Source organism: Pseudomonas sp. P8_241 (assembly GCF_034008315.1).
Taxonomy (GTDB): domain Bacteria; phylum Pseudomonadota; class Gammaproteobacteria; order Pseudomonadales; family Pseudomonadaceae; genus Aquipseudomonas.
Window position 1 is genome coordinate 4,976,986 of record NZ_CP125377.1, and the last position, 24,200, is coordinate 5,001,185.

General features: G+C 60.9%; 11 protein-coding genes and 1 pseudogene. 4 read left to right on the plus strand and 8 right to left on the minus strand.

Going from position 1 to position 24,200, the window contains the following annotated elements:
* Positions 1–73 precede the first annotated feature (73 nt).
* The 4 genes from QMK58_RS22175 to QMK58_RS22190 form a co-directional block, all read right to left on the minus strand.
* Positions 74–301, minus strand: a complete 228-nt coding sequence (locus QMK58_RS22175) for an MbtH family protein (RefSeq protein ID WP_053155987.1) — start codon at positions 299–301, stop codon at positions 74–76.
* An 81-nt stretch (positions 302–382) separates the two neighbouring features.
* Positions 383–1,789, minus strand: a complete 1,407-nt coding sequence (locus QMK58_RS22180; protein WP_053155984.1) for an aspartate aminotransferase family protein — start codon at positions 1,787–1,789, stop codon at positions 383–385.
* A 270-nt stretch (positions 1,790–2,059) separates the two neighbouring features.
* Entirely contained in the window at positions 2,060–3,385 is a 1,326-nt protein-coding gene (locus QMK58_RS22185) for an ATP-binding protein (RefSeq protein ID WP_053155981.1), read from the minus strand.
* Complete coding sequence (locus QMK58_RS22190; protein ID WP_053155978.1) at positions 3,382–4,062, minus strand: response regulator; 681 nt, start codon at positions 4,060–4,062, stop codon at positions 3,382–3,384. The genes QMK58_RS22185 and QMK58_RS22190 overlap by 4 nt, the downstream gene beginning before the upstream one ends.
* 154 nt (positions 4,063–4,216) lie before the next feature.
* Here QMK58_RS22190 and dsbD point away from each other — a divergent pair, with 154 nt between their 5' ends.
* Genes dsbD through dsbG form a run of 3 tightly spaced genes read left to right on the plus strand, consistent with a single transcriptional unit; the run spans position 4,217 to position 7,550 of the window.
* Entirely contained in the window at positions 4,217–5,953 is a 1,737-nt protein-coding gene (dsbD, locus tag QMK58_RS22195; protein ID WP_053155974.1) for a protein-disulfide reductase DsbD, read from the plus strand.
* Positions 5,953–6,807 (plus strand): TlpA disulfide reductase family protein, encoded by an 855-nt coding sequence (locus tag QMK58_RS22200; protein WP_053155971.1) that lies wholly within the window; start codon positions 5,953–5,955, stop codon positions 6,805–6,807. The genes dsbD and QMK58_RS22200 overlap by 1 nt, the downstream gene beginning before the upstream one ends.
* The gene (gene dsbG, locus QMK58_RS22205; protein WP_053155968.1) at positions 6,783–7,550 is read left to right on the plus strand and encodes a thiol:disulfide interchange protein DsbG; all 768 of its coding nucleotides are present in this window, start codon (positions 6,783–6,785) and stop codon (positions 7,548–7,550) included. Before QMK58_RS22200 ends, dsbG begins: the two co-directional genes overlap by 25 nt.
* Before the next feature lie 127 nt (positions 7,551–7,677).
* Here the strand turns inward: dsbG and QMK58_RS22210 are convergent, their stop codons facing one another.
* Positions 7,678–20,673: a non-ribosomal peptide synthetase gene (locus QMK58_RS22210; protein WP_320395452.1), complete on the minus strand. Its 12,996-nt coding sequence runs from the start codon at positions 20,671–20,673 to the stop codon at positions 7,678–7,680.
* A 372-nt stretch (positions 20,674–21,045) separates the two neighbouring features.
* Between QMK58_RS22210 and QMK58_RS22215 the strand changes: the two genes are divergently transcribed.
* Positions 21,046–21,594 (plus strand): RNA polymerase factor sigma-70, encoded by a 549-nt coding sequence (locus QMK58_RS22215; RefSeq protein WP_053155962.1) that lies wholly within the window; start codon positions 21,046–21,048, stop codon positions 21,592–21,594.
* 69 nt (positions 21,595–21,663) lie between these two features.
* On the opposite strand, the pseudogene QMK58_RS22220 reads toward QMK58_RS22215, so the two are convergent.
* From QMK58_RS22220 to QMK58_RS22230, 3 genes and pseudogenes are all read right to left on the minus strand, one after another.
* Positions 21,664–22,314, minus strand: a pseudogene (locus QMK58_RS22220) (GNAT family N-acetyltransferase); the annotation flags it as partial.
* 180 nt (positions 22,315–22,494) lie between these two features.
* A complete protein-coding gene (locus QMK58_RS22225) occupies positions 22,495–23,313 on the minus strand; it encodes a substrate-binding periplasmic protein (RefSeq protein ID WP_082344427.1) in 819 nt (272 codons plus the stop codon).
* A gap of 91 nt (positions 23,314–23,404) precedes the next feature.
* Positions 23,405–24,031 (minus strand): TetR/AcrR family transcriptional regulator, encoded by a 627-nt coding sequence (locus QMK58_RS22230; RefSeq protein ID WP_053155956.1) that lies wholly within the window; start codon positions 24,029–24,031, stop codon positions 23,405–23,407.
* Positions 24,032–24,200: the final 169 nt, after the last annotated feature.

Consider the following 24,200-nt stretch of genomic DNA (forward strand, 5'->3'; position numbering starts at 1 on the left):
AATAAAGATTCCAGGCATGAAAGAAGCCCGCCGACTGTCACCAGTCCAGCGGGCTTCTTTTTGCCGCGACAACTCAGTGCGCCACAGCCGCCTGCTCTTCCATCTTCTGACGCAGGCTCAACGGGCGCATGTCCGTCCAGGTCTCTTCGATGTAGGCCAGACAGTCCTTTTTCAGTCCGCTTTTGCCCACGGTGCGCCAGCCTTGTGGCACGGCTTTGTAGTCAGGCCAGATCGAGTATTGCTCTTCGTGGTTGACCACGACCTGAAAGAGGATGTCCTCGCGGTCGAATACTGACGTCATGCTATGTCTCCATCGTTCTAGGGCAGGCTGCGCTGTGTGCGCAGTCGTTATGTAGAAGGAACGTTGTACGCGCCGGAAAATTTAGAGCGCGGCGGTGGCAGCGGCCAAAGCCCGGCCGAAAATCTCGCCAACCCTGTCGACCTCAGCAGCGGTGATCACCAGCGGCGGCAGGAAACGCACCACCGCGCCGTGCCGACCGCCCAACTCCAGAATCAAGCCACGCTTGAGACATTCGCGCTGCACCAGCGGCGCCAGGCGCGCGAAGGCCGGTGGATGACCCAGAGCGTCCAGCGCACCGGCCGGATCGACCAGCTCCACACCCAGCATCAAGCCGCGACCGCGAATGTCGCCCATCTGCGGGAAGTACCGTTGCAGGATGCGCAGGTGCTCGACCAACCGCGCGCCCATCGCGGCAGTGTGTTCGCACACTTTGTGCTCAACCAGATAACGCATGACGGCGGAACCGGCGGCCATTGCCATTTGGTTGCCACGGAAAGTCCCCGCGTGGGCGCCCGGCAGCCAGGTGTCGAGCCAGTCGCGGTAGACCACCACCGCCAGCGGCAGGCTGCCGCCGATGGCTTTGGACATCACCACCACATCGGGAATGATCCCGGCGTGTTCGAAGGCAAACATCTTGCCAGTGCGGGCGAAACCGCTCTGGATTTCGTCGACGATCAACGCCACGCCTGCCTGCTCGGTGATCCGGCGCAAACCACGCAACCAGTCCAGATCGGCCGGGATCACCCCGCCCTCGCCCTGCACCACTTCAACGATCACCGCCGCCGGTAATTGCACGCCGGCCTCGGGATCGTTGAGCAGGTTTTCCAGGTAGTTCAGATTGGCCTTGATGCCTTGGGCACCGCCTAATCCGAATGGACAACGGTAATCGTAGGGAAACGGCATGAACTGCACGCCGCTGCTGAGCAACGCGCCCAGAGGCTTTTTCGGGCCCAGGCTGCCCATCAGGCTCAATGCGCCTTGGCTCATGCCGTGATAACCGCCCTGAAACGACAGCACCGTGCTGCGACCGGTGGCAGTGCGCACCAGTTTCAGTGCGGCTTCGACAGCGTCGGTGCCGGTCGGGCCACAGAACTGGATCCTCGCTTCAGCGGCCAATGCCGGTGGCAGCAGGCCGAACAAGTCTTGAACGAACTGATCTTTCACCGGAGTGGTCAGGTCGAGGGTGTGCAGCGGCAACTCATCACTCAGCACTTGCTGGATGGCTTCGATCACTACCGGGTGGTTATGCCCAAGGGCCAATGTTCCGGCGCCGGCAAGGCAGTCGATAAAGGTGCGGCCTTCGACATCTTCGACATACAGGCCCTTGGCGCGCTTGAGTGCCAAGGGAATGCGTCGCGGGTAGCTGCGGGCGTTGGATTCCTGCCGGCTCTGACGGGCCAGCAAAGGCGATTCGTTGAACTGGTAAAGCGTTTCGGTCGGGGCGACCCGGGCCGGCTGATCTTCGATAAGGCTGGTAGCGACTGACATCTCTCGACCCCTCAATACGCTGTGATAGTGACCAAAACTGCATACCGGGCAGGTGCGCATTGCGCTCACGGAGCGCACTTGTCAGGTTTTCCTGTTCTGGAAACGCATCGGCGTCGAGAGGATTTAGCCTTTTGACCGGCTTTCTCGGAGGCACCCCAAGCCCTTGTAGGAGCGAGCCTGCTCGCGATAGCGGTGTATCAGGCAACATTGATGTTGACTGACACGACGTCATCGCGAGCAGGCTCGCTCCTACAAGGGGTTGGGTGTTTATCAGGCTGGTTGTAGCGGCATGGTCAGCTCCACCCGCAAGCCGTCCGGCCGGCTATCGAAATGCAGGGTGCAGCCGCAACGCTGGACGATGGCCTGGACAATCGCCAGCCCTAGGCCGCAGCCGGTGCTCTGGCCATTGCGCCAGAAACGTTGGGTCAGGTTCTGCAAATCCTCTTCGGCAATGCCCGGCCCGTGATCGCGCACCACGAACTGCACACGATCACCAGAGGTTTCCAGACTCAGTTCCACAGCTTTATCGCCCGGAGTGTGACGCAGGGCGTTATCGAGCAAGTTGCGCAGCGCTGCAATCGACAATACGGCGGGCATTTGCACCGGGGCATTCGACACCTTGATCGGCGCTTGGAACCGGATACGTTCACGATCCCCACTGGAGGCATCCTGGATCGCCAGTTTCGCCACCTGCTCGGCGCTGCATTGCACACCGTCATCGAACGATAGACTGCCTTCGACCCGCGCCAGCAACAGTAATTGTTCGAGGGTCCGATGCAAACGGTCGGCACCCTCCTCGGCCCTGGCCAACGATTGATCCCGGGCGCTGCCTTCGGTCATGCGCGCCACTTGCAGATGGGTCTTGATCGCGGTCAACGGGCTGCGCAGTTCGTGGGCCGCATCACCGGTCAGGCGGCGTTCGCGCTCGATGGTCTTGCCGATGCGCTGGAGCAACTGGTTCTGGGTTTCCAGCAAGGGTTGCAGCTCACTGGGCAATGGATGGATCTGCAAGGGTTCCAGGGAGTCGGCACTGCGGCGCATCAAGGCATCGCGCATGCGATTGAGCGGCGCCAGGCCTTGGCCGATGCCCAGCCAGAGCAGGCACAGGCAACCGAGCAATGCCACGCCTACCGGCACCGAAGCGGCCAGCAGGATCGACATGTTCAATGCTTCACGCTCGATCTGGCGGTCGGCCGTGGTAATGCGCAAATCGCCCCGGGCCAACGTGAAACTGCGCCACGGTGCGCCGTCGATCATTTGATCGTGGAAGCCCAGTTTCTCGGCTTCCAGGGTTTGCTGCGGATCGGTGTGACTGCGGGCAAGGATCTCCCCGCGCAACGAACTGACCTGACAGGCCATGCCGCCGGGAATGTTCAACTGCTCGGCGCTGAAGTGCGTGCCCTCGCCCTTGGTCGGCAACGGCGGCAATTGCTCCATCAGACCCGCGACCATGCGTGCCGATGCCACCAGCCGCTGGTCGAGGGAAAACATCATCTGATTGCGCAGATCACTGAGCATCCAGGCCGCAGCCAGCGCCCAGATCAACGCAAAAGCGGCGCCGAGTGTCAGGCTCAGGCGCAAACGCAGGCTCATCACTTCGATCGCTCTCCGCCATCAGCCGGCCCCAGGCGATAACCCAGGCCGCGCACGGTCTCGACAATCCCGTTGCCGAGCTTGCGCCGCAGGTGATGGATGTGGACGTTGAGGGCGTTGCTCTCCAGCTCATCGTTGAAACCGTAGACGCTGTCCTTGAGCTGCTCGGTCGACAGCACGCGCCCACGATTGTGCAGCAGGGCCTGCAGCAGCGACTGCTCTCGGCGCGAGAGGTCTACAGGCTGACCGCAGAGCATGGTTTCGCGGCTGCTGGGGTCGTACGTCAGGGCTCCGTGTTCGATCAGGTTGACGCTGCGCCCGGCCACCCGGCGCAACAGGGTGTGCAACCGTGCGGCGAGTTCGCGCAAATCGAAAGGCTTGAGCAGGTAGTCGTCGGCACCCGCCTGCAAACCGTCGACACGGTCGGTGACCGAGTCCCGCGCCGTCAGAATCAGCACCGGCAATTCCAGGCCGTTGTGACGCAATTGCTGCAACAGTTTCAAGCCGTCTTCATCGGGCAATCCGAGGTCGAGCACCATCACGTCGAACTCGGCCACCTTGAGCATGGCCCGCGCCGCAGATGCCGTGGCGACGTGTTCCACCGTCAGGCCCTGGGCGGTCAGGCCGGCGACGATGCCGCTGGCGATCAGCTCATCGTCTTCGCAAACCAGTACGTGCATGGGGAGCCTCGTGTAAATAAAGCAGATTAAGCCTTTGACCGATTAAGCGGACATTATGCCGCAAGCGCCACCGCCACAAGGCCGCCACGGTTAATCATCGGTTAATCGCGACCGCCCATTGTGCACCTCACTTGCACAGGGCAAAGGCTTACCCATGCGTCGACTGTTTTTACTTTTCGCTTTCCTGATCACGGGCCTGGCTCAGGCAGGGACCAATCCGTTTGAGACCAAACCCGATTTTCTCCCTGTCGAGAAAGCCTTCACCTTTACGTCTGAACGCCTGGAATCCGGTGAAACCCAGCTCTATTGGCAGATAGCCGACGGCTATTACCTATACCAGCAGCGCCTGAAGTTCGACGGTCTGCCAGTCGAGCACAAACCGGCTTTGCCCGTGGGTGAAGACCACAGCGACGAGTTCTTCGGTCAGCAGCAAGTCTACCGCCAGGGCCTGGAGCTGAAGATTCCGGCGGGTGCCAGCGGTCAGGTCAAAGTGAGCTATCAGGGCTGCGCGGATGCCGGCTTGTGTTATCCACCGCAAACCAAAGTTGTCGATCTGGGCAATATTGATGTGACGAACTCAGGTGCTGAAGCTCCGGATCAAGCCTTGGCCAGCGGTCTGCAACAGCGGGCCCTGGGCTGGAGCCTTCTGGTGTTTTTCGGTCTGGGCCTGTTACTGGCATTCACCCCTTGTTCATTGCCGATGCTGCCGATTCTGGCCGGCCTGATCGTGGGCAGTGGCGCAACGCCAAAACGTGGTCTGGCCCTGGCCAGTAGCTATGTGATCAGCATGGCGCTGGTGTATGCGGCAATGGGGGTTTTGGCCGCCATGCTGGGGGCGAATCTGCAGGCGTTGCTGCAAAACCCTTGGCTGCTCGGCAGTTTCGCGGCGATTTTCGTGCTGTTGGCATTGCCGATGTTCGGCTTCTTTGAATTGCAGTTGCCGGTGGCCGTGCGTGATCGCCTGGAAAACGTCTCGCGCAATCAACGCGGCGGCAGCTTGATCGGCGCGGGTGTATTGGGTGCCTTGTCGGGTCTGTTGGTCGGCCCGTGCATGACCGCTCCGTTGGCCGGTGCGTTGCTCTATATCGCGCAGAGTGGCAATGCGCTGCACGGCGGCTTGATTCTGTTCGCCATGGGGATTGGCATCGGTGTGCCGCTGCTGTTGCTGGTCACTGTCGGCAACCGCTTCATGCCCAAACCGGGCGCCTGGATGAATCTGGTCAAAGGTATTTTCGGCTTCCTGTTTCTCGCAACGGCGTTGCTGATGCTGCGTCCGGTACTGGACGAATCACTGTGGGTCGGACTCTGCGGTGCCCTGCTACTGGTTGCAGCCTACAGCGCCTGGAAACAGTCGGACGGTTTTGGGCGGATCGCTCACTTGTTCGGAGCCAGCTCGTTGCTGCTCGGTGTGTGGGGCAGCCTGTTGATGATCGGCGCGGCGGGCGGCAGTGATGATCTGTTCAAGCCGTTGCAGGTGTTTCGCGCTTCAGGCACAGCGGTTGCCGCCGTTCCGGTCGGCCACGAAGCCTTCATCACGATCAATGACCCGCAAGCGTTGCAACGTGAACTCGACGTCGCCAAGGCTCAGGGCCAATGGGTGCTGCTGGACTATTACGCAGACTGGTGTGTGTCGTGCAAGGTCATGGAAAAACAGGTGTTCGGTAAAACCCGAGTTCTCGAAGCCCTGAGCGATGTGCGCTTGCTCCGGCTGGACGTCACCGCCGACAATGCCGCCAGCCGCGAACTGCTCGGCCGTTATAAAGTGCCGGGGCCACCGAGCCTGCTGTGGATTGGCGCTGACGGTGAAGAGCGTCGCAGCCAGCGCATCACCGGTGAGGTCGATGCCGACACTTTCCTGCAACGCTGGTCCATCACCCGAGACGCCCGTTAATGCTGACCTTCACCCTCGGCACCTTTGCCATCGCGCTTAATCACCTGCTGCTGATCAGTGCATTGGCGCTGGCTACTTTTGTCGGCTGGCGGGTGGCCAAGCGTGGCGGGGATAACCCCGAGTCGGCGTTGTTCAGCCTGTTCATGCTGGGCTTGCTGGCAGCTCGCGTGGGTTTCGTGGCGGCCTACTGGACGCATTATCGCAACGATCCGTGGCAGATCATCGATTTGCGTGATGGCGGTTTCCTCGCCTGGCCCGGCGTGATCGTCGTGCTGCTGGCGACTTTGTATCGAGGCTGGCGGCGCCCAGGACTGCGACGCCCATTGGGATTTGGTGTGGCAAGCGGCCTGGCGTTCTGGTTACTGGCGACATTCTCCCTGTCGATCTACGAACAAGGCACACGTCTGCCGGAAATTGCCCTGCGCAACGCCGCCGGCGAAACCGTGCAACTGGCCGACTACAAGGGCGGCCCCTTAGTGATCAATCTCTGGGCCACCTGGTGCCCGCCTTGTCGCCGGGAAATGCCGGTGCTGGAAAATGCCCAGCAAGCCCGGTCGGACCTGACCTTTCTGTTCATCAATCAGGCCGAAAGCATGCAAAGCGTCGCGACCTACCTGGAAACCCAGGGCTTGAGCCTGTCCAACGTGCTGTTCGACGGCGGTGGTCGTCTGGGTCAGGCCGTTGGCTCCATGGCACTGCCAACGACGCTGTTCTATAGCCCGGAAGGTCGCCTGCTGGGCAGCCATCTGGGCGAACTGTCGGAAGCCAGCCTGGCCCGCGCCCTGGAAAACTTCGACACCGTCCCCGCCACTTCTTCAAGGAAACTGCCATGCCCCGCCTCCGCCACCTGCTGACCCTGAGCCTCGGTGCCGCTCTGCTGCACCTGCCGTCGGTGCAGGCCGAAGAGCTGCCCGAGGCGATCAAGAAGATCGAAGCCAAAGGCGCGAAAATCGTCGGTCAGTTCGACGCGCCCGACGGCCTGCGCGGATATGCCGCGCAATACCAGAACCGCGGCATGGCGCTGTACCTGACCCCGGATGGCAAGCATGTATTGCTGGGCAATCTGTATGACGCCGAGGGCAACGACCTGACCAGCGCACCATTGCAGAAACTGGTGTACGCGCCGATGTCCAAGGAGGTCTGGAACAAGTTCGAAGCGAGCAACTGGATTGGCGATGGCAAGAAGGACGCCCCGCGCCTGGTTTACCTGTTCAGCGACCCGAACTGCCCGTATTGCAACGTGTTCTGGGAACAGGCGCGGCCATGGGTCAAGTCCGGCAAAGTGCAGTTGCGCCACATCATGGTCGGCATCATCCGCGAAGACAGCCCGGGCAAGTCCGCCGCACTGCTTGCTGCCAAAGACCCGCAAAAAGCCCTGCAAGACCACGAAGCCGCCGGAAAAAGCAGTTCGCTCAAGGCCTTGAAGGACGTGCCGCCCGCCGTCCAGGCAAAGCTGGCGGCCAACATGCAACTGATGGAAGAGCTGGAACTGCAAGCCACCCCGGCGATTTTCTATATGGACGCCAAGGGCGAGTTGCAACAACAGCAAGGTGCGCCGTCACCGGAAACGTTGGTGAAGATTCTCGGGCCGAAGTAACACGCATCGACGCCTTCGCTGGCAAGCCAGCTCCTACAAGATCGGTGGCGTTCACTAAATTTGTGTTCACCACCAACCCCGTAGGAGCTGGCTTGCCAGCGAAGAGGCCATTCCAGGCACCAGAGAATTAAAGCCCCTCCAGCTCCGCCATCAGATCATTCAAGCGATCCACCTTCTCCTCGGTGATGTCGCTGGCCGCCAACCCATCGATGTACCTGGCCAGCTCCTCCACCGTACTGCACTCGAACATCGCCCGCAGCGGCACATCCCGCTGCAGGGTTTTGTGCACCCGTGATGCGATCTGCGTGGCCAGCAGCGAATGCCCGCCCAGCTCGAAGAAGTTGTCGTGGACGCCGACTGTCTCGACCTTCAGCACGTCGGCCCAGATAGCGGCCAGGGTTTGCTCCAGATCACTGCGCGGCGCCTGATAGACCTGGCTTTGCATCTGGCCGATTTCCAGCGCCGGTAGTGCCTTGCGATCCAGTTTGCCGTTGGCGTTGAGCGGCATTTTATCGAGCCACAACCAATGCAGCGGCACCATGTATTCAGGCAGTTCGGCACGCAGGCGTTGTTTAATGCGCTCCAATCGCTCGGCAGGATTGAGCGTTGAATCGGCTGCCACCAGATAACCAACCAGATGCTTGCCATTCACACCTTCCTGCACACCCACCGCTGCGTCGCGGACTTGCGCTTGCTCATGCAGACGCGCTTCGATTTCACCCAACTCAATACGGTAGCCGCGAATCTTCACCTGATGGTCGATACGTCCGACGTATTCCAGCACACCGTCACTGCGTCGACGAGCCAGGTCGCCGGTGCGGTACAAACGATCACCCGGCTCGCCGAACGGGTCCGGCACAAACACCGGAGCAGTGCGCAGCGGGTCGCTGACATAACCACGCCCGACCCCGGTGCCGGCGACGCACAGCTCACCCACCGCACCCAGCGGCACCAGCTCCAGCGCACCATCGAGCAGGTACAAACGGTTGTTGTCGGTTGGCGTGCCGATTGGCAAATAGCTGCCACGTGTCGAGGCCAGGTCAACGCGGAAGAACGCCACGTCGTCCGAGCATTCTGCCGGTCCGTAGGCGTTCACCAAGCCGATCTGCGGGTAGCGCAGCAACCATTGATGCGCGAGTTCCGGCGGCATGGCCTCACCGGTCGGCAGCATCCAGCGCAAGCCGTCGATGCCCATGCGTTCCTGAGCGAGCATGCCCTGGATCAGAGACGGTACGCTTTCCAGAACGGTGATGCCCTGGCTCTGCACATGAGCCAGCAAAGCTTGCGGATCATGGGCAATGATGTTCGGCACGATGTCCACCCGAGCACCGAACAATGGCGCGGCGAGGAACTGCCAGACGGAGATGTCGAAGCTTTGCGAAGCGGTTTGCGCGATCACGTCGGCTTCACTCAGGTTCAGGTACGGCACTTTGCTCAACTGGTTGTTGAGCATGCCGCGCTGTTCGACCATCACGCCCTTCGGCAACCCGGTGGAGCCTGAGGTGTAGATGACGTAGGCGAGGTTGTCCGCAGCACTGTAGATGCCTGGATTGCTCACCGAAACAGCACTGGCCTGCACCTCCTCCCAAACCAGCAAGCGAGGGCGATTGGCGCAGCCGAATTCTTCCAGCAGCTCAACCGCTTGCTCGCGGCACGCCTGGGTGCAGACCAGCAACGGCGTGCGGCTGAGATCGATGATGCGGCTCAAACGCTGGCTCGGCAGGCCCGGATCCAGTGGCAAGTAACCTGCGCCGGCCTTGAAGCTGCCGATGATCATGCCGAGCAGGTCGAGATTACGTTCCGCCAGCAACGCCACCGGTTGATCCAGGCCGACACTGGCGGCGATCAGTGCATGTCCGAGACGGTTACTGCGCTGGTTCAGCTCGAAGTAGCTGTGCTGCTGCGCCAGGCAACTGGCGGCGATCCGCTGCGGATGCTCGGCAACTTGCGCTTCGAACAATTCAACGTAACTGGTCTCAAGCGGATACCCGTGCTCGCTCTGGTTACAGCCATGAATCAGCAAAGCCTGTTCCTCAACGCCGAGCAACGGCAGGTCAGCCATGTCTCCATGGAAACCTTCGACCAACGCCAGCAGCAACCGCTTGAACTCCCCGAGCATGCGTTCGACCGTCGATTCATCGAAGTAACGCTGGTCGTAGGACAGGTGCAAGCCCAGGTCATCACCCGGATAGCAGACCGCCGTCAGCGGGAAGTTGGTATGGGTTCGGCCCGAGTCGGACGTCGCGTTGAGACTCTGCGCCCGGTCCAGCACCGAGACTTCCACCGGGGCGTTTTCGAACACGAACAGGCTGTCGAACAGCGGTTGACCCTTGGGCAGCTTGCTGTTTTCCTGGATGCTCACCAGCGGCAGGTATTCGTACTCGCGCAGTTGCATGTTGCTGTCGAGTAGCCCCGTCAGCCATTGATGCACGCTGCAACGCTGATCGTCTTCGGGCATTTTCACCCGCAGGGCGATGCTGTTGATGAACAGGCCGACGGTGCGTTGCATCTGCGGCATCTCCACCGGACGGCCCGCCACCGTGACGCCAAACAGCACGTCGCGATCACCGCTCAAGCGCCGCAGCACCAACGCCCACGCCGCTTGGGCGAAGGTGTTGATGGTCAACTGATGGGCCTGGGCCAATTCGCGCAACTGCGCACCGTCGCGGGCATCGAGTCGGGTGTAACGGTCGCCGACGATCATCCCCCCGCTGTCACCGGCATGCTCGCGCAGGAACGGCCGGTCGCTCGGGATCGGCGTCGTGCGCTCGAAGCCTTGCAGATTGGTTTTCCACCACTGCCGCGCTGCGTCCAGGCTCTGGCGTTGCAGCCAGCCGATGTAATCGCGATAACGCGGCGGTACGGCCAACTGCGCTTCGCGACCTTCACCAAGCGCGGTGTAGATCTCGAAGAAGTCGCTCATCAGCAACGAGCGGCACCAGGCATCGATGAGGATGTGGTGATTGCTCATCATGAACCAGTAGCGCGCCGCGCCCACGCGGATCAAGCGCAGGTGGAACGGTGCCCGGTTGAGCAGATCGAACCCGGTCTCGCGCTCGGTCTTGAGCAAGGTTTGCAACTTCGGTTCTTGCTCGGCTTCGGCGATAGCGCTCCAGTCGAGGTATTCGATCGGTGTACTCCCCGGTTTGTGAATCACTTGCAGCATGTCTTCGCCGACATTCCAGCAGAACGATGCGCGCAGCGCTTCATGACGGGCAATCACCGCTTGCCAGGCCTGGGCAAAACGCTGCGGATCGAGCTCGCTGTTAATGCGGTAGCGATCCTGCATGTAGTACAGGCCGGTGCCCGGTTCCAGCAACGTGTGCAGCAGCATGCCTTCCTGCATCGGCGTCAGCGGGTAGACATCTTCGATGGCAGTGGCTGGAATCGGCAGCGCATCCAGTTGCGCCTGACTGAGTTTCGCCAGCGGGAAGTCAGACGGCGTCAGGCCACCGGCATCGTCGCGCAGGCAATGTTCGATCAGGCTTTGCAATTCGCCCAGATAGGCGTCCGCCAGTTCATTGATGGTTTGCAGATCGTAACGTTCAGCGCTGAAGGTCCAGCGCAGCACCAGTTCACCACCGTAAACCTGACTGTCGACACTCAATTCGTTGGGCAACGGCGCCTTCGGATCGTGGGCTGCGCCGATGGGTTCATCGAGCGGATGAAACAGCGCCTGCGCGCCAAAGTTCTGGTCGAACTGACCGAGGTAGTTGAAGGTAATCGGCGCCGCCGGCAACTCGGCCATGCGCCGGCAACTCAGGTCATCGGCGAGGTAACGCAGCACGCCATAACCCAGACCTTTGTGCGGTACAGCGCGCAACTGTTCCTTGATGGCTTTGATCGACGCGCCCTGCCCTGCAGCCTCCTCGATATTGGAAGGTGTCAGACGCAGCGGATAAGCGCTGGTGAACCAGCCGACAGTGCGCGTCAGGTCGATCTCGTCGAACAGCGCTTCACGGCCGTGGCCTTCCAGTTGAATCAGCGCCGAATCGTGCCCGGTCCAGCGGCACAACACACGGGCCAACGCTGTCAGCAGCAAATCGTTGACCTGAGTGCGATACGTGCCCGGCGCCTGTTGCAGCAATTGCCGAGTGCGCTCGCCGTCAAGACGCACACTGACCGTTTGCGCATGCCGGTTCTGCCGACCGCCCTCGGGTCGATCACACGGCCATTCGGCATTCGGACCGGCCAGTTGCCTCTGCCACCAGCTCAGTTCTTCGCGCAGGGATTCGCTCCCGGCGTAGGCCTGCAAACGTGCCGCCCAGTCCTTGAAGGCGCTGGTTTTGGCCGGCAGTTTTACCGACTGCTGCGCGTCGAGTTGGCGATACACGGTTTGCAAATCGTCCAGCAGTACGCGCCAGGAAACGCCATCGACCACCAAGTGGTGAATCGCGATGAACAACCGTTGCTGACCCTCTGGACCATCGACCAGCAATACCCGCATCAGCGGTCCTTCGTTGAGGTCGAGGCTGCGCTGGGCATCGGCGAACAGGGCGACGCATTTGTCCATGGACGAAACACGCACCTGCCACAACACCGAGGTATCGGAAATCGCCTGATGCGCCGCATGCCAATGGCCTCCCACTTCGCTGAAGCGCAGGCGCAAGGCATCGTGCTGTTCGATCACCGCCAACAGCGCTTGCTCCAGGCGATGAGGTTCCAGAGGCGCGGTCGGTTGCAGCAACAACGCCTGGTTCCAGTGTTGCCGCTGCGCGATGTCGGTGTCGAAGAACCAGTGCTGAATCGGCGTCAAGCGCGACTCACCGCTGAGCAACCCTTGCTCGGCAGTGATCTGATCGCTGCGGGTCGCCACGGCGGTGAGAGTCTGCACGGTCTGATGCTGGAACAAGTCGCGCGGGCTGAAGTGTATGCCCTGCTGCCGCGCACGGCTGACCACTTGAATCGAGAGGATCGAGTCGCCACCCAGCTCGAAGAAATTGTCGTTGAGGCCGACCTGGTCGACGTTCAGCACTTCGCGCCAGATCTGCGCCAGCGTGACTTCGAGTTCGTTACTCGGCGCCACGTAGTGTTGACGATTCAGTTCGGGGTCCGGTGCCGGCAACGCACGACGGTCGAGTTTGCCGTTGGCGGTCAGCGGCATAGCGGTCAACAGGATCAGGTGCGTCGGCACCATGTAATCCGGCAATTGCGATTTCAGATGCGCCTTGAGGGCTTCGCGCAAAACCGATTGCTGCGCTTCGTCCTGTTCAGCGACCTCAGTCACAAGATAGCCAACCAGCTGTTTACCGCTCGGTGCATCGAGCGCCAATACCACGCTTTCGCGAATCGATTCATGCTCCAGCAGACGGGTTTCGATTTCGCCCGGCTCAATGCGGAATCCACGAATCTTCACTTGATGGTCGATACGACCGAGATATTCCACCAATCCATCGGGACGTTGGCGCACCAGATCGCCAGTGCGATAAACACGCCCGCCGTTGTCGGAGAACGGATCGGCCACAAAGCGTTCAGCGCTCATGCCCGGACGCTGGTGATAAGCCTGCGCCAGACCGGTGCCGCCAACATACAACTCGCCTGTCGCACCTTGCGGCACCAGCGCGAGATCGGCGTCGAGAATGTACGCCACGCGGTCGCCAATCACGCTGCCGATCGGCACGCTGCCCACTCCTTCTTCCAATACCTGGGGCGCAAGGCTGGCCAGCGGCATGACCACGGTTTCGGTCGGACCGTAGGCGTTGAAAAACAGATTCGGTTTGAACGCCGCACGAATGCGCGCCAGGTGTTCGCCGGTCAGCGCTTCGCCGCCGGTGATGATCATGCGCACCGGCAAGGTTTCGTCCTGAGTTGCCAGCCATTGCGCCAACTGGCTGCCGTAGCTTGGCGTGAAACCCAGCACGTTGATGCGATGGGTGCGGATCAGTGCGCAGATTTCCTCGGCGTCCCATTGGCCCTGAGCACGCAAGACGACCTGCGCACCACAGAGCAGCGGCACCAGCAAACGCTCGGTAGCGGCGTCGAAGTTGATCGAATAGAAATGCAGTTCGCAATCGTCCGGGCGCATACCGAAACGCTCGATCACGGCACGGCAGTGCATGGCGATCTCACCATGGGACACCACCACGCCTTTGGGCTTTCCGGTGGAGCCCGAGGTGTAAATCAGGTACGCCTGATGCTGCGGCAGGTTGATGAACGGCAGCTCGGTTGCCGGATAATCGGCGAGTTTTACCGCGTCTTCCTCCACACACCAATGGGCAATCGTCGGCGGCAATTCACCAAGGGCCTTGAACATCGCCGCATCACTGAGCAGCAATCCGATACCACTGTCTTCGATCATGTAATGCAAGCGGTCGAGCGGATATTCCGGGTCCAGCGGCACATAGGCACCTGCGGCCTTGAGGATCGCCAGCAGTCCGACAACCATGTCCAGCGAACGCTCAAGCGCCAGGCCCACGCGCACCTGCGGACCGACACCGCGTTCACGCAGCATCCACGCGAGGCGATTGGCGCGGCGGTCGAGTTCAGCGTAGCTCAGGGTTTGTCCGGCGAAGGTCAGCGCCGGTGCATCGGGACGCGCCAGAGCCTGTTTGCTGAACAGCTGATGAATGCACTGATCGAGTCGATGCTCGCCGGGCTCGACGCCAAGACTGTCGAGCAGATGTTGTTGTTCGTCCGCGTCCAGCAACGGCAGCTCACTGAGGCGCTGTTGCGGATCTGCAATCAGCGCTTGCAACAAGTTGCGCCAATGCACGGCCATGCGTGCGATACGCGGTTCGTCGAACAGGTCGGTGCTGTAGGTCAGGCAACAACACAGGCGGTGGTCGAGGTCGGTGACTTCCAGATTGAGGTCGAATTTGGTCGCCCGTGCATCGTTGGCCAGGTACTCGACGGTCATGCCGGCCAAGCTGCGGCTCTGCTGGAATTCCCAGCGCTGTACGTTGCACATGACCTGGAACAACGGGTTGTAGGCCGCGCTGCGCGGTGGTTGCAGGGCTTCGACCAGATGATCGAAGGGCAAGTCTTGATGGGACTGGCCTTCGATCACCGTGTGACGGACCTGCTCGAACAACTCCCCCACGGACATCTGCCCGTCGATCTGACAGCGCAGCACCTGGGTGTTGAGGAACGCACCGATCAACCCTTCGCTCTCCGGCCGGATGCGGTTGGCCACCGGCGCGCCGATGCGCAAATCGGTCTGGCCGCTGTAGCGGTACAGCAAAGTGGCCAACGCAGCCGTCATGGTCATGAACAACGTCAGGCCGTTTTGCCCGTTGAAGGCGCGGACCTGGGTGGCAAGCTTCTCGCTGAGGTCGAAACGGTACAGTTCGCCCTGATGGCTCTGCACGGGAGGACGCGGACGGTCGGCCGGCAATTCCAGCAGCGGGTGCTCGCGGCCCAATTGCGCGGTCCAGTAGTCGAGTTGACGCTGACGTTCGCCGGACTCCAGCCACTGACGCTGCCACACGCTGTAGTCCAGGTACTGCACCGGCAGCGGTTGCAGCGGCGACTCGCGGTCATCCAAGAACGCTTCGTACAGCGCACTCAGTTCCCGGGCGAAGATGTCCATCGCCCAGCCTTCCGTGACGATGTGGTGCAAGGTCAGCACGAAGTAGTGTTCCTGCTCGGCAGTCTTGACCAGGCAAGCGCGCAGCAACGGACCGCTTTCCAGATCGAACGGCTGGTGCGCTTCGTCGTCGGCCAGTTGCTGGACCTGCCACTCGCGGCTATCGGCATCCAGCGTGGTGAAATCCTTCCACGTCATGCGCACACCGGTTTGCGCGTGCACGCGTTGACGGGCGACGCCGTCGATGCTCGGGAATGTGGTGCGCAGGGTTTCGTGACGCAGGATCAGGGCTTGCAGTGCCGCTTCGAAACGTGCGACATCCAGTACCCCGCGTAGACGCGCCATGCCACCGACGTTATAGGCCGGGCTGTCCGGCTCCATTTGCCAGAGGAACCACATGCGTTGCTGGGAATAGGACAATGGAACGGGTTGGCTGCGGTCGACCTTTTCAATCGGCGGCTGTTTGTTGGTGCGGCCGCTGGCCTGGATCAGGCGCACCTGTTCGGCGAATTCACCCAGTTCACTGTGCTCGAACAATACCCGCAGCGGTAACTCGACGTCGCAGGCCTGGCGGGCTCGGGAAATAATTTGTGTGGCCAGCAGCGAGTGACCACCAAGGGCGAAGAAATCATCGCGAAGACCGACTTGCGACAGGCCCAGCACATCGCGCCAGATAACGGCGATCTGTTGCTCCAGGTCTGTCACAGGCTCAACGTGCTCGCGGACTTGCCACTGCGGTTCCGGCAAGGCGCAGCGGTCGAGCTTGCCGCTTGGGCTAAGGGGCATCTCGTCCAGGCGCATAAGCTGTGCAGGGACCATGTATTGCGGCAGCTCGGCGGCCAGGGCGATTTTCAGACGTGCCGTTTGAGCCTCTTCGTTATCGCCGAAATCCGTCGCCGTGAAGTAGCCGATCAACTGATCGCCCGCCGCGGTTTCGCGCACCAGCACCACGGCTTGCGCGACGCCCTCCTGAGCCAGCAGACAGGCTTCGATTTCTTCCGGCTCGACGCGGAATCCGCGCAACTTGACCTGCTGATCGAGGCGACCGAGGTATTCGATCACGCCATCAGCGGTCCAGCGCGCACGGTCGCCGGTTCGGTACAAGCGTGCACCCGGCTCGCCCGGATCGACCCCAAAACGCTCGGCGGTCAGCGCCGGACGGCCCAGATAACCTCGGGCCAGACCGATGCCGCCGATGCAAAGCTCACCCGGTACCCCGGCCGGTACAGGGTTGAGATCGCTGTCGAGGATTCGACAGATCACATTTCCCAGTGGCTGGCCAATCGGCGAGCGCTCGCCATCGCCTGTGGTGCAATGCCAGTGGGTAACGTTGATCGCCGTCTCGGTCGGTCCGTAACGATTGTGCAATTGCACGCTCGGCAGTTGCGCCAGCACGCGGTTGCGCAGCTCCGCGGGCAAGGCTTCACCACCGGAAAACACCCTGCGCAGACTGGTACATTCAGCTGTCAGCGGTTCGTCGATGAATCGTGCAAGCAGTGGCGGTACGAAGTGCAGCGTGGTGACGCTGAACTGCTGGACCAACTGTGCGATGCGATGGGGATCGCGGTGCTCGCCGGGTCCGGCGATTGCCAACCGCGCACCCGTAATCAGCGGCCAGAAGCATTCCCACACCGACACGTCGAAACTGATCGGCGCCTTTTGCAACAGCACATCGGTGTCGTCCAGGCGATAGGTGTTCTGCATCCATTGCAGACGCTCGGCAAGGGCCGCGTGCGTATTACCGACGCCTTTGGGTTGTCCGGTCGAACCTGAGGTGTAAATCACATAAGCGAGATTGTCGCCGTGCAGGTGCAATCCCGGCGCATGGCTCGGCCAGCTATCCAGATGCAAGGCGTCCATGGCGATCACGCTGACACCTTCGCTGACCGGCAAGCGGTCGAGCAATGGCGTCTGGGTCAGCAACAATTCCACACCGCTGTCGCTGAGCATGTACGCCAAGCGCTCGGCCGGGTAATCCGGGTCCAACGGTACGTAGGCACCACCGGCTTTGATGATCGCTAACAAGCCAATCAGTAATTGTGGCGAACGCTCGCACGCGATCGCCACGCAGACGTCGGGACCGACGCCTTTGTCGCGCAGGTACTGGGCCAGTCGATTGGCCCGAGTGTGCAATTGGGCGAAGTCTATCTGGCCGCCGTCCCACAGCAGCGCCGTGCGTTCAGGCGTCCGACGTGCTTGCTCGTTGAGCAATTCTGGCAGCCACTGGCCGGCCGGCGCGCACGCTGCATTGGCCCAGTCAGCTTGCTGGCCAATCTCAGACGCTGTCAGCAGTCGCAGATCGCCGAGGGCCGTTTGCGGATGCTCGCAGACGTCACGTAACAAATTCTGAAAATGCTCGGCCAAACGCTCGATGGTCGCCGCATCGAACAATTCGCTGGCGTAATCGAATGAGAGGGTCAGGCGACCGTTGCGATCTTCTTCGCTGTGCAACTGCAAATCGAACTTGGCCTCGCGGCTGTGCCACGGCAACTCTTCGGCCAGCAGGCCTGGCAAACGCTTCAATGCGCTGAGGTCACGCTGCTGATGATTGAACATGACCTGGAACAGGCCTTGTTCGCGAACCTGCGGGAACGCTTCGAGCAGTTGTTCGAACGGCAGGTCCTGATGGGCTTGCGCCCCCATCGCCGCCTGCCGGGTTTGCGCCAGCAATGCAACGAACGGCAGCCGCGAATCGACCTCGGCGCGCAGCACCTGGGTGTTGACGAAGAAGCCGATCAGACCTTGGGTTTCCAGGCGGGGACGGTTGGCGTTGGGCACGCCGATGCGGATATCACGTTGACCGCTGTAGCGGTGCAACAAGGTCTGGAACACGGCGAGCAGCAGCATGAAGGAGGTCGATTCATGAGCGTGTGCAGTCTGGCGAATCGCCGCGCTCAGCGCAGCGTCTAAACGTACGGCGTGACGGGCAGCGCTGTGCTGTTGTTGTGCTGAACGGGGATGGTCCGTCGCCAGGCTCAGGGCAGGTTGCTCGTCGCCCAGCTGTACTTTCCAATACGTCAGTTGTCGCTCGCCTTCACCCTGCGCCAGCCATTGGCGTTGCCAGCTGCCGTAATCGGCGTACTGCGTGGACAATGGTGCAAGTGTCGCGGCCTGACCCTGACAAGCGGCGGCATACAAACGGGAGAACTCGTCAATCAACACGTTGAGGGACCAGCCGTCAGCGATGATGTGGTGCATCGTCACCAACAACTGGTGATCCTCGTCGTCGAGGCGTACCAGGGTCACCCACAGCAACGGTCCTTTCTCCAGATCGAACTGCGTGCGCGCCTCATCCTCGCGGATGCGTTGCGCACGGGCTTCACGCTCGGCCATTGGCAGATCGCTGATGTCGATCATTTGCAGGTTGAACTCACCGGCCGCAATCACTTGCTGCAACGCTACGCCGTCACGCTCGAAGAACCGCGTGCGCAGGGCTTCGTGGCGCTCGATCAATTGCTGGAAACTGGCCTGCAACGCGTCTTCGTCCAGTTCGCCACGCAGGCGCAAGGCACCGGGAATGTTGTAGGCGCTGCTGTGCGGATCGAGTTGCCAGGTGATCCACAGACGATTTTGGGCCAGGGATTGCGGCATGGCTTCTACGCGTGACAACGGGGTGATCGCGCCTTGGGCCAGTCCGCCATTCTGTTGCAGCCGGGCCACCACCTCAACGAATGCGTCAAGAGTCGGCGCTTCGAACAGCAGTCGCAGGTTCAGCTCCAGACCAAGGGCTTCGCGCAACCGCGCCATCACCTGAGTTGCCGCAATCGAGTTTCCGCCGAGCAGGAAGAAATGAGCGTCGGCACCGACCCGCTCGACCTGCAACTGCTCGCTCCAGATCTGAGCGATCAAGCTTTGCAGCTCAGACCCGGATTCGATGTTGTCGGTGCTTTCTGTCGCCGCCGACGCAAACAGCGCATAGCTGTCGAGGCTGCCGTCAGCCAGGCGATTGCGGCACGCCGAGCGTTGCAGTTTGCCGCTGGACGTCTTGGGCAATGCGCCCGGATTGAGCAGCACCACCACACTTGGCGCTTCCTGACAGGCCTCGGCAACGGCTTGGCGAATGGCTTTGATCACGGCGTCTGGCGGCAGAATCTTCTGCACGCTACGGCTGATTTCGGCGGCGATACCGATGCCTTCCTGACCTTCTGTGTTGACCGAGAACGCAGCAACTCGCCCTTTGCGCACCACTTCCACTTCACGCTCGATAGCTTGCTCGATGTCTTGCGGATAAAGGTTGTGGCCGCGGACGATCAGCATGTCTTTCAGGCGACCGGTGATGAACAGTTCACCGCTGCGCATGAAGCCCATATCACCGGTGCGCAACCAGGTCCGTCCCGCGTATTCGACGAAGGTTTTTGCCGACGCCTCGCGATTGCGCCAGTAGCCGTGCGCAATGCTCGGCCCGCTGGCCCAGACCTCTCCTACGGCGTTATCCGCCAATTCGCTGAGCGACGCCGGGTCGACGATCATTACAGCGTGTTCCGGCTGACTGATACCGCAGCTCATGATCGCACTGCCCTCGCCGGGTTCCGCGCGGTTTTGCGTGAGGGCCTGATCGTCCACACGCAAGTGGCCGATGCCTTGACCGCGCGGCGTCCCGGCGACAAACAACGTGGCTTCCGCCAGACCGTAGGAAGCCATAAAGTTGTCCGCGCAAAAGCCGCAGGTGGCGAACTGCTCGGCGAAGCTTTCGACGGTGTCGAGCCGGATCGGTTCGGACCCGGAATACGCCACGCGCCAGCCGCTCAGGTCGAGGCGTTCCAAGGCTGCTTCACTGACCCGCTCGCTGCACAGGCGATAGGCAAAGTCTGGCCCGCCGCTGATGGTGCCGCCGTACTCACTGATCGCTTCGAGCCAGCGCAAGGGTCGACCAAGGAAGTACGCGGGCGACATCAGCACGCACGGCACACCGCTGAAAATCGGTTGCAGCAGACCACCGATCAGCCCCATGTCGTGGTACAGCGGCAACCAGCTGACGATCACGTCATCAGGGTTCAGATCGATGCCAAAACCGCGACGAATCAGCAATTCATTGGCCACCAGATTGCCGTGGCTGACTTGCACGCCTTTAGGCAGCGCGGTGGAACCGGAGGTGTATTGCAGGAAAGCGATGTGACTGTCTCGCAGGTCCGGCGCGACCCAGCGCTCGGCCAGATCGGCATCGAAGGCATCGACGCACATCAGCGGCGGCGCGCCCTCGATTTGCAGCAACGCATCGCGCAGGCCGGCGCTGGTCAGCAGCAGACGCGGCTCGGCATCGCCAATGATCGACAGCAAACGCTTCTGATGATGACGACGGGTCGACTCCGGTGGATAGGCCGGAACGGCGATCACACCCGCGTACAGGCAACCGAAGAATGCAGCCACGTAATCGGGACCGCTGGGAAACAGCAATACCGCACGGTCGCCGAAATCAGCCTCGGCCTGCAAGGCGCCGGCAATGGTCCGCGCGCGCTGATCCAGCTCGCGATAACTGAGCACCACAGCCTGGTCCGGGGTTTCGGCGAGAAAACGCAAGGCGACCCGATCCGGCGTCAGGGCCGCGCGGCGCTGGAGGGCTTGGACCATTGTGCTGGGGATTTCGAACGCGTCGGTCATGAGGTTTCCTGCCTGATTTCGGCTTGCAATTGGAATCGGTTTTCTAGCGTCGCGCCCCATCGGAGGCACGCAGGACGCGGTCTTCGGCGACCGCGCAAGGCATAGGGAATGCGGTAGTCACCGGGACGGTTGCCCGGGTCCATTCACCAAAGAGAACGGATGAAGTGCTGAAATAATTAGTCGTCAGGCACGAACGCCATACGGGTCGGCCTGTGGCGCCGTGTCGCAGTTCTCACTCTGCACTTTTGTGGCGCATTAGTTCTTTTTCTCATTTGACAATCATTATCATTAAGCCTAATTTGTCGCTCGACGCGTAGGACGGCCCCCCGGTTTATCCCGTCCCACTAACCTTTTGGCAGCAGGGTGATTTCCATGATGGAACCAGTGTCCACAAGCAGGTGCGATACACCGCTACTTCAGGCTTTTGTCGATAATCGACTGATTCTGGTGAAGATCGCAGCGCGAATTACCGGCTGCCGCTCCCGAGCTGAAGATGTTGTGCAGGATGCGTTCTTTCGCTTGCAATCAGCGCCGCAAATCACCAGTTCGATCAAGGCACAGCTCAGTTATCTGTTCCAGATCGTGCGTAACCTGGCGATCGATCACTACCGCAAGCAGGCGTTGGAGCAGAAGTATTCCGGCCCCGAAGAGGAAGGCCTGAACGTGGTGATTCAAGGCGCGTCACCGGAAACGTCGCACATCAACTTCTCGACCCTGGAACACATCGCCGATGCGTTGACGCAGCTGCCGAGCCGTACGCGTTATGCCTTCGAGATGTATCGCTTGCACGGGGTGCCACAAAAAGACATCGCCAAGGAGCTCGGTGTCTCGCCGACCCTGGTGAACTTCATGATTCGTGATGCCCTGTTGCATTGCCGCAAGGTCTCGGGAAGCCGTGGTGAATCCTCTGCCCGCCACTGAATAAAAGATCGCAGCCTTCGGCAGCTCCTACGGTCCACTTCTGTAGAAGCTGCCGAAGGCTGCGATCTTTTACTTCTGCGCCAATTCGCACCGATCAAAAAAATCCTTGCGCCCCAATACCATCAAGGCCGCCCGCTTGTGCGGAAAGTCGAATTCTTTTTCGCAGTGAAAACCTTGATCCTGCATATAGCCGATCATCTTCGCGTTATCGGCGCGAGGTTCAGCGACGACACGTTGCGTGCGCGATTCGTCGAGAAACAGGTAATGCACCAGCGCCGATAACCAGCTCGCCACCTTGTGCGGTCCGCGGTGATTCTCTTCGCCGACCAGCATGTGAACGCCGCGATCGTAATCGGCCGCGTCATAGAACGGCGCAATGCGATCTTCCTTGGTCCAATAGGCTTCGAAATAGGCGAACGGCTGGTCGCCGAAGCAGCCGATCAACATCAGGGTATGGGGGTCGGTTTCGAGTTTGCTCAGGTACTCGCGATGTTGTTCGAGGCTGCCCTCCTCCTGCCAGAAACTCGCGACTCGCGGGTTATTCTGCCAACGATTGAAACGCGCCAGATCCTTTTCGATGTCCAATGTGCGCAAGGACACCCACACGCCCAGTCGTGCGTCGAAGCGTCGATAGACTTCACCATCGGGTTTAACCGGCCGTAGGGGATGTCGCTTGCCAGCGCTCATGACCATTTGCTGTGGATAGTTGCCGGTCGGTGAATCGCCAGGACAGGGTTGCGGGCTCAAGCGGGTTTCGGTTTCATGCGCCACAAGACTGCTGCCAGTCGGTCGGTGCAGGGCGTTGAGGTCATTCAGGTTGGGCATGGGTCGGGCTCGCGATAATCGTCGACTGTTCAACGATGTGACGTGGGCCGCTGGGGGAAATTTAAGAAAAGTCCGTCAGTTCGCGACTTGTGACGTCCTTTCAGTGTGTGGCACCGGCATCACCGCAATCTCGTAGGGGTCGAAGATCTTCAGCATCTGACCGTTGTCCCGCAAGCCTTGCAGCAACCTGGTGAAGGCCTCGCCGCTGATGGGCGAGGCGGGACGAACAATGGCGTAGTGGTGATAGACCTGGTCGACGCGCTCGGACACCAGCAATTGTTTGGCGACTTGTTGGTTGCGCAAAAAGTAATCGCTCAAGTAAGAGCGCGTCACCAGGGCAATGTCGGCGCGCCCGCGCAACACCATCAACAGGTTGCTGTCGTGGGAATAGGTCAGCGTGGCGTTGTAGGTTTTCGCCAGGTACTGGGACTCGGCATTGAAACTGGCGAACTCGTAGTGATAGCCACTGAACAGCGCAAGACGTTTGCCGGTCAGGTCGGCAAAGTAATCTTGCTGCCGATCGGGCTGGCGTCGCGCGACAAAAATCTCGGCATCTTCCAGGCCCATGTCGACGGAGGTGTGGGGGACGCTGTCCCAACCCCATGCGGGGTTTTCGAAGAAGGCCATGTCGATCCGGCCCTGTTTGAAATCGCCAAAGCGCCGAGGAATGGAGGTGGGCACCAACACGAACTGATAGTCGGCTTGAGAAGCATTGAGGGCGTGGATCAACTGCGGCAGCAATCCGGTGTCGGCCCCCGATTCCGGGCGCACGGTGTATGGCGGAAAGTGAGCGGCACCCACGCGCACCAGTTGCGCGGCCTGGGACGGCACCATCGATAATGCCCCAAGCGCCGCCAGCAAAAGCCGCGAGACCGTCCGGATTGGCAACCCCATCAAAACAAACCACTCCCCGATAGAACGGCATCAATGCATTGGCGCCAAGCGTTTCGCTCAATTAGCCAGCATTTTGCCATCCATTACAAGCTTATTGCTTCGCTTCGAGCACCAGAATCAACGCCTCTTCGGCCAATTGATCGAGGCTCATGCTGCCACCGGCGCGAAACCATGTCGTGGTCCAGGACAATGCCCCGGTCAGAAACCGTCGGGTGATGAACACATCCCCTCGAATAAAACCGGCACTTTTGGCCTCGTCCAGCACTTGCAACCAGATGTCCTCATAAATATCCCGCAGCGCCAGCACCTTGGCCTGACCCTCCCCGGACAGCGACCGCCATTCGTAGACCAGCACCGCCATGGCCTCGCCGCTGCCACCCATGATCGACTGCAATTCGCAGCGGATCAGCGCCAACACACGTTCACGCACATTGCCTGTCTCGGCGAGGGACGCGCGCATCAAGGCGGTGTTGTAGCGAATGGTCTCCTCCATTACCGCCCGCAGGATGTCGTCCTTGCTTTTGAAGTGATGAAAGATGCTTCCGGACTGAATGCCCACGGCGCCGGCCAGATCACGTACCGTCGTACGCTCATAGCCTTTATTGCGGAACAGGTGAGCCGCCACTTGCAGCAGCTTGCCACGGGCGCTGTCCGGATCGGTCAACTGGCCGTTGCCGACCAATTCGCGCATGACGCTCAGGGCTTTTTGCTCGTCCACCCATTCTCTCCTACAGTCGATCAATCCAATGCGCCAGCCCCCCGGAAACAATGGGGTTGCGCGGGCAATTTAAGCTGACGGCTTTAACCAAGCAAGCGCTTGGGCAGAAGAAAGGTTCGGGCATTTACAAACCAAGCGCTTGCTTGGTAATGTCAATGCACTTCGGCTG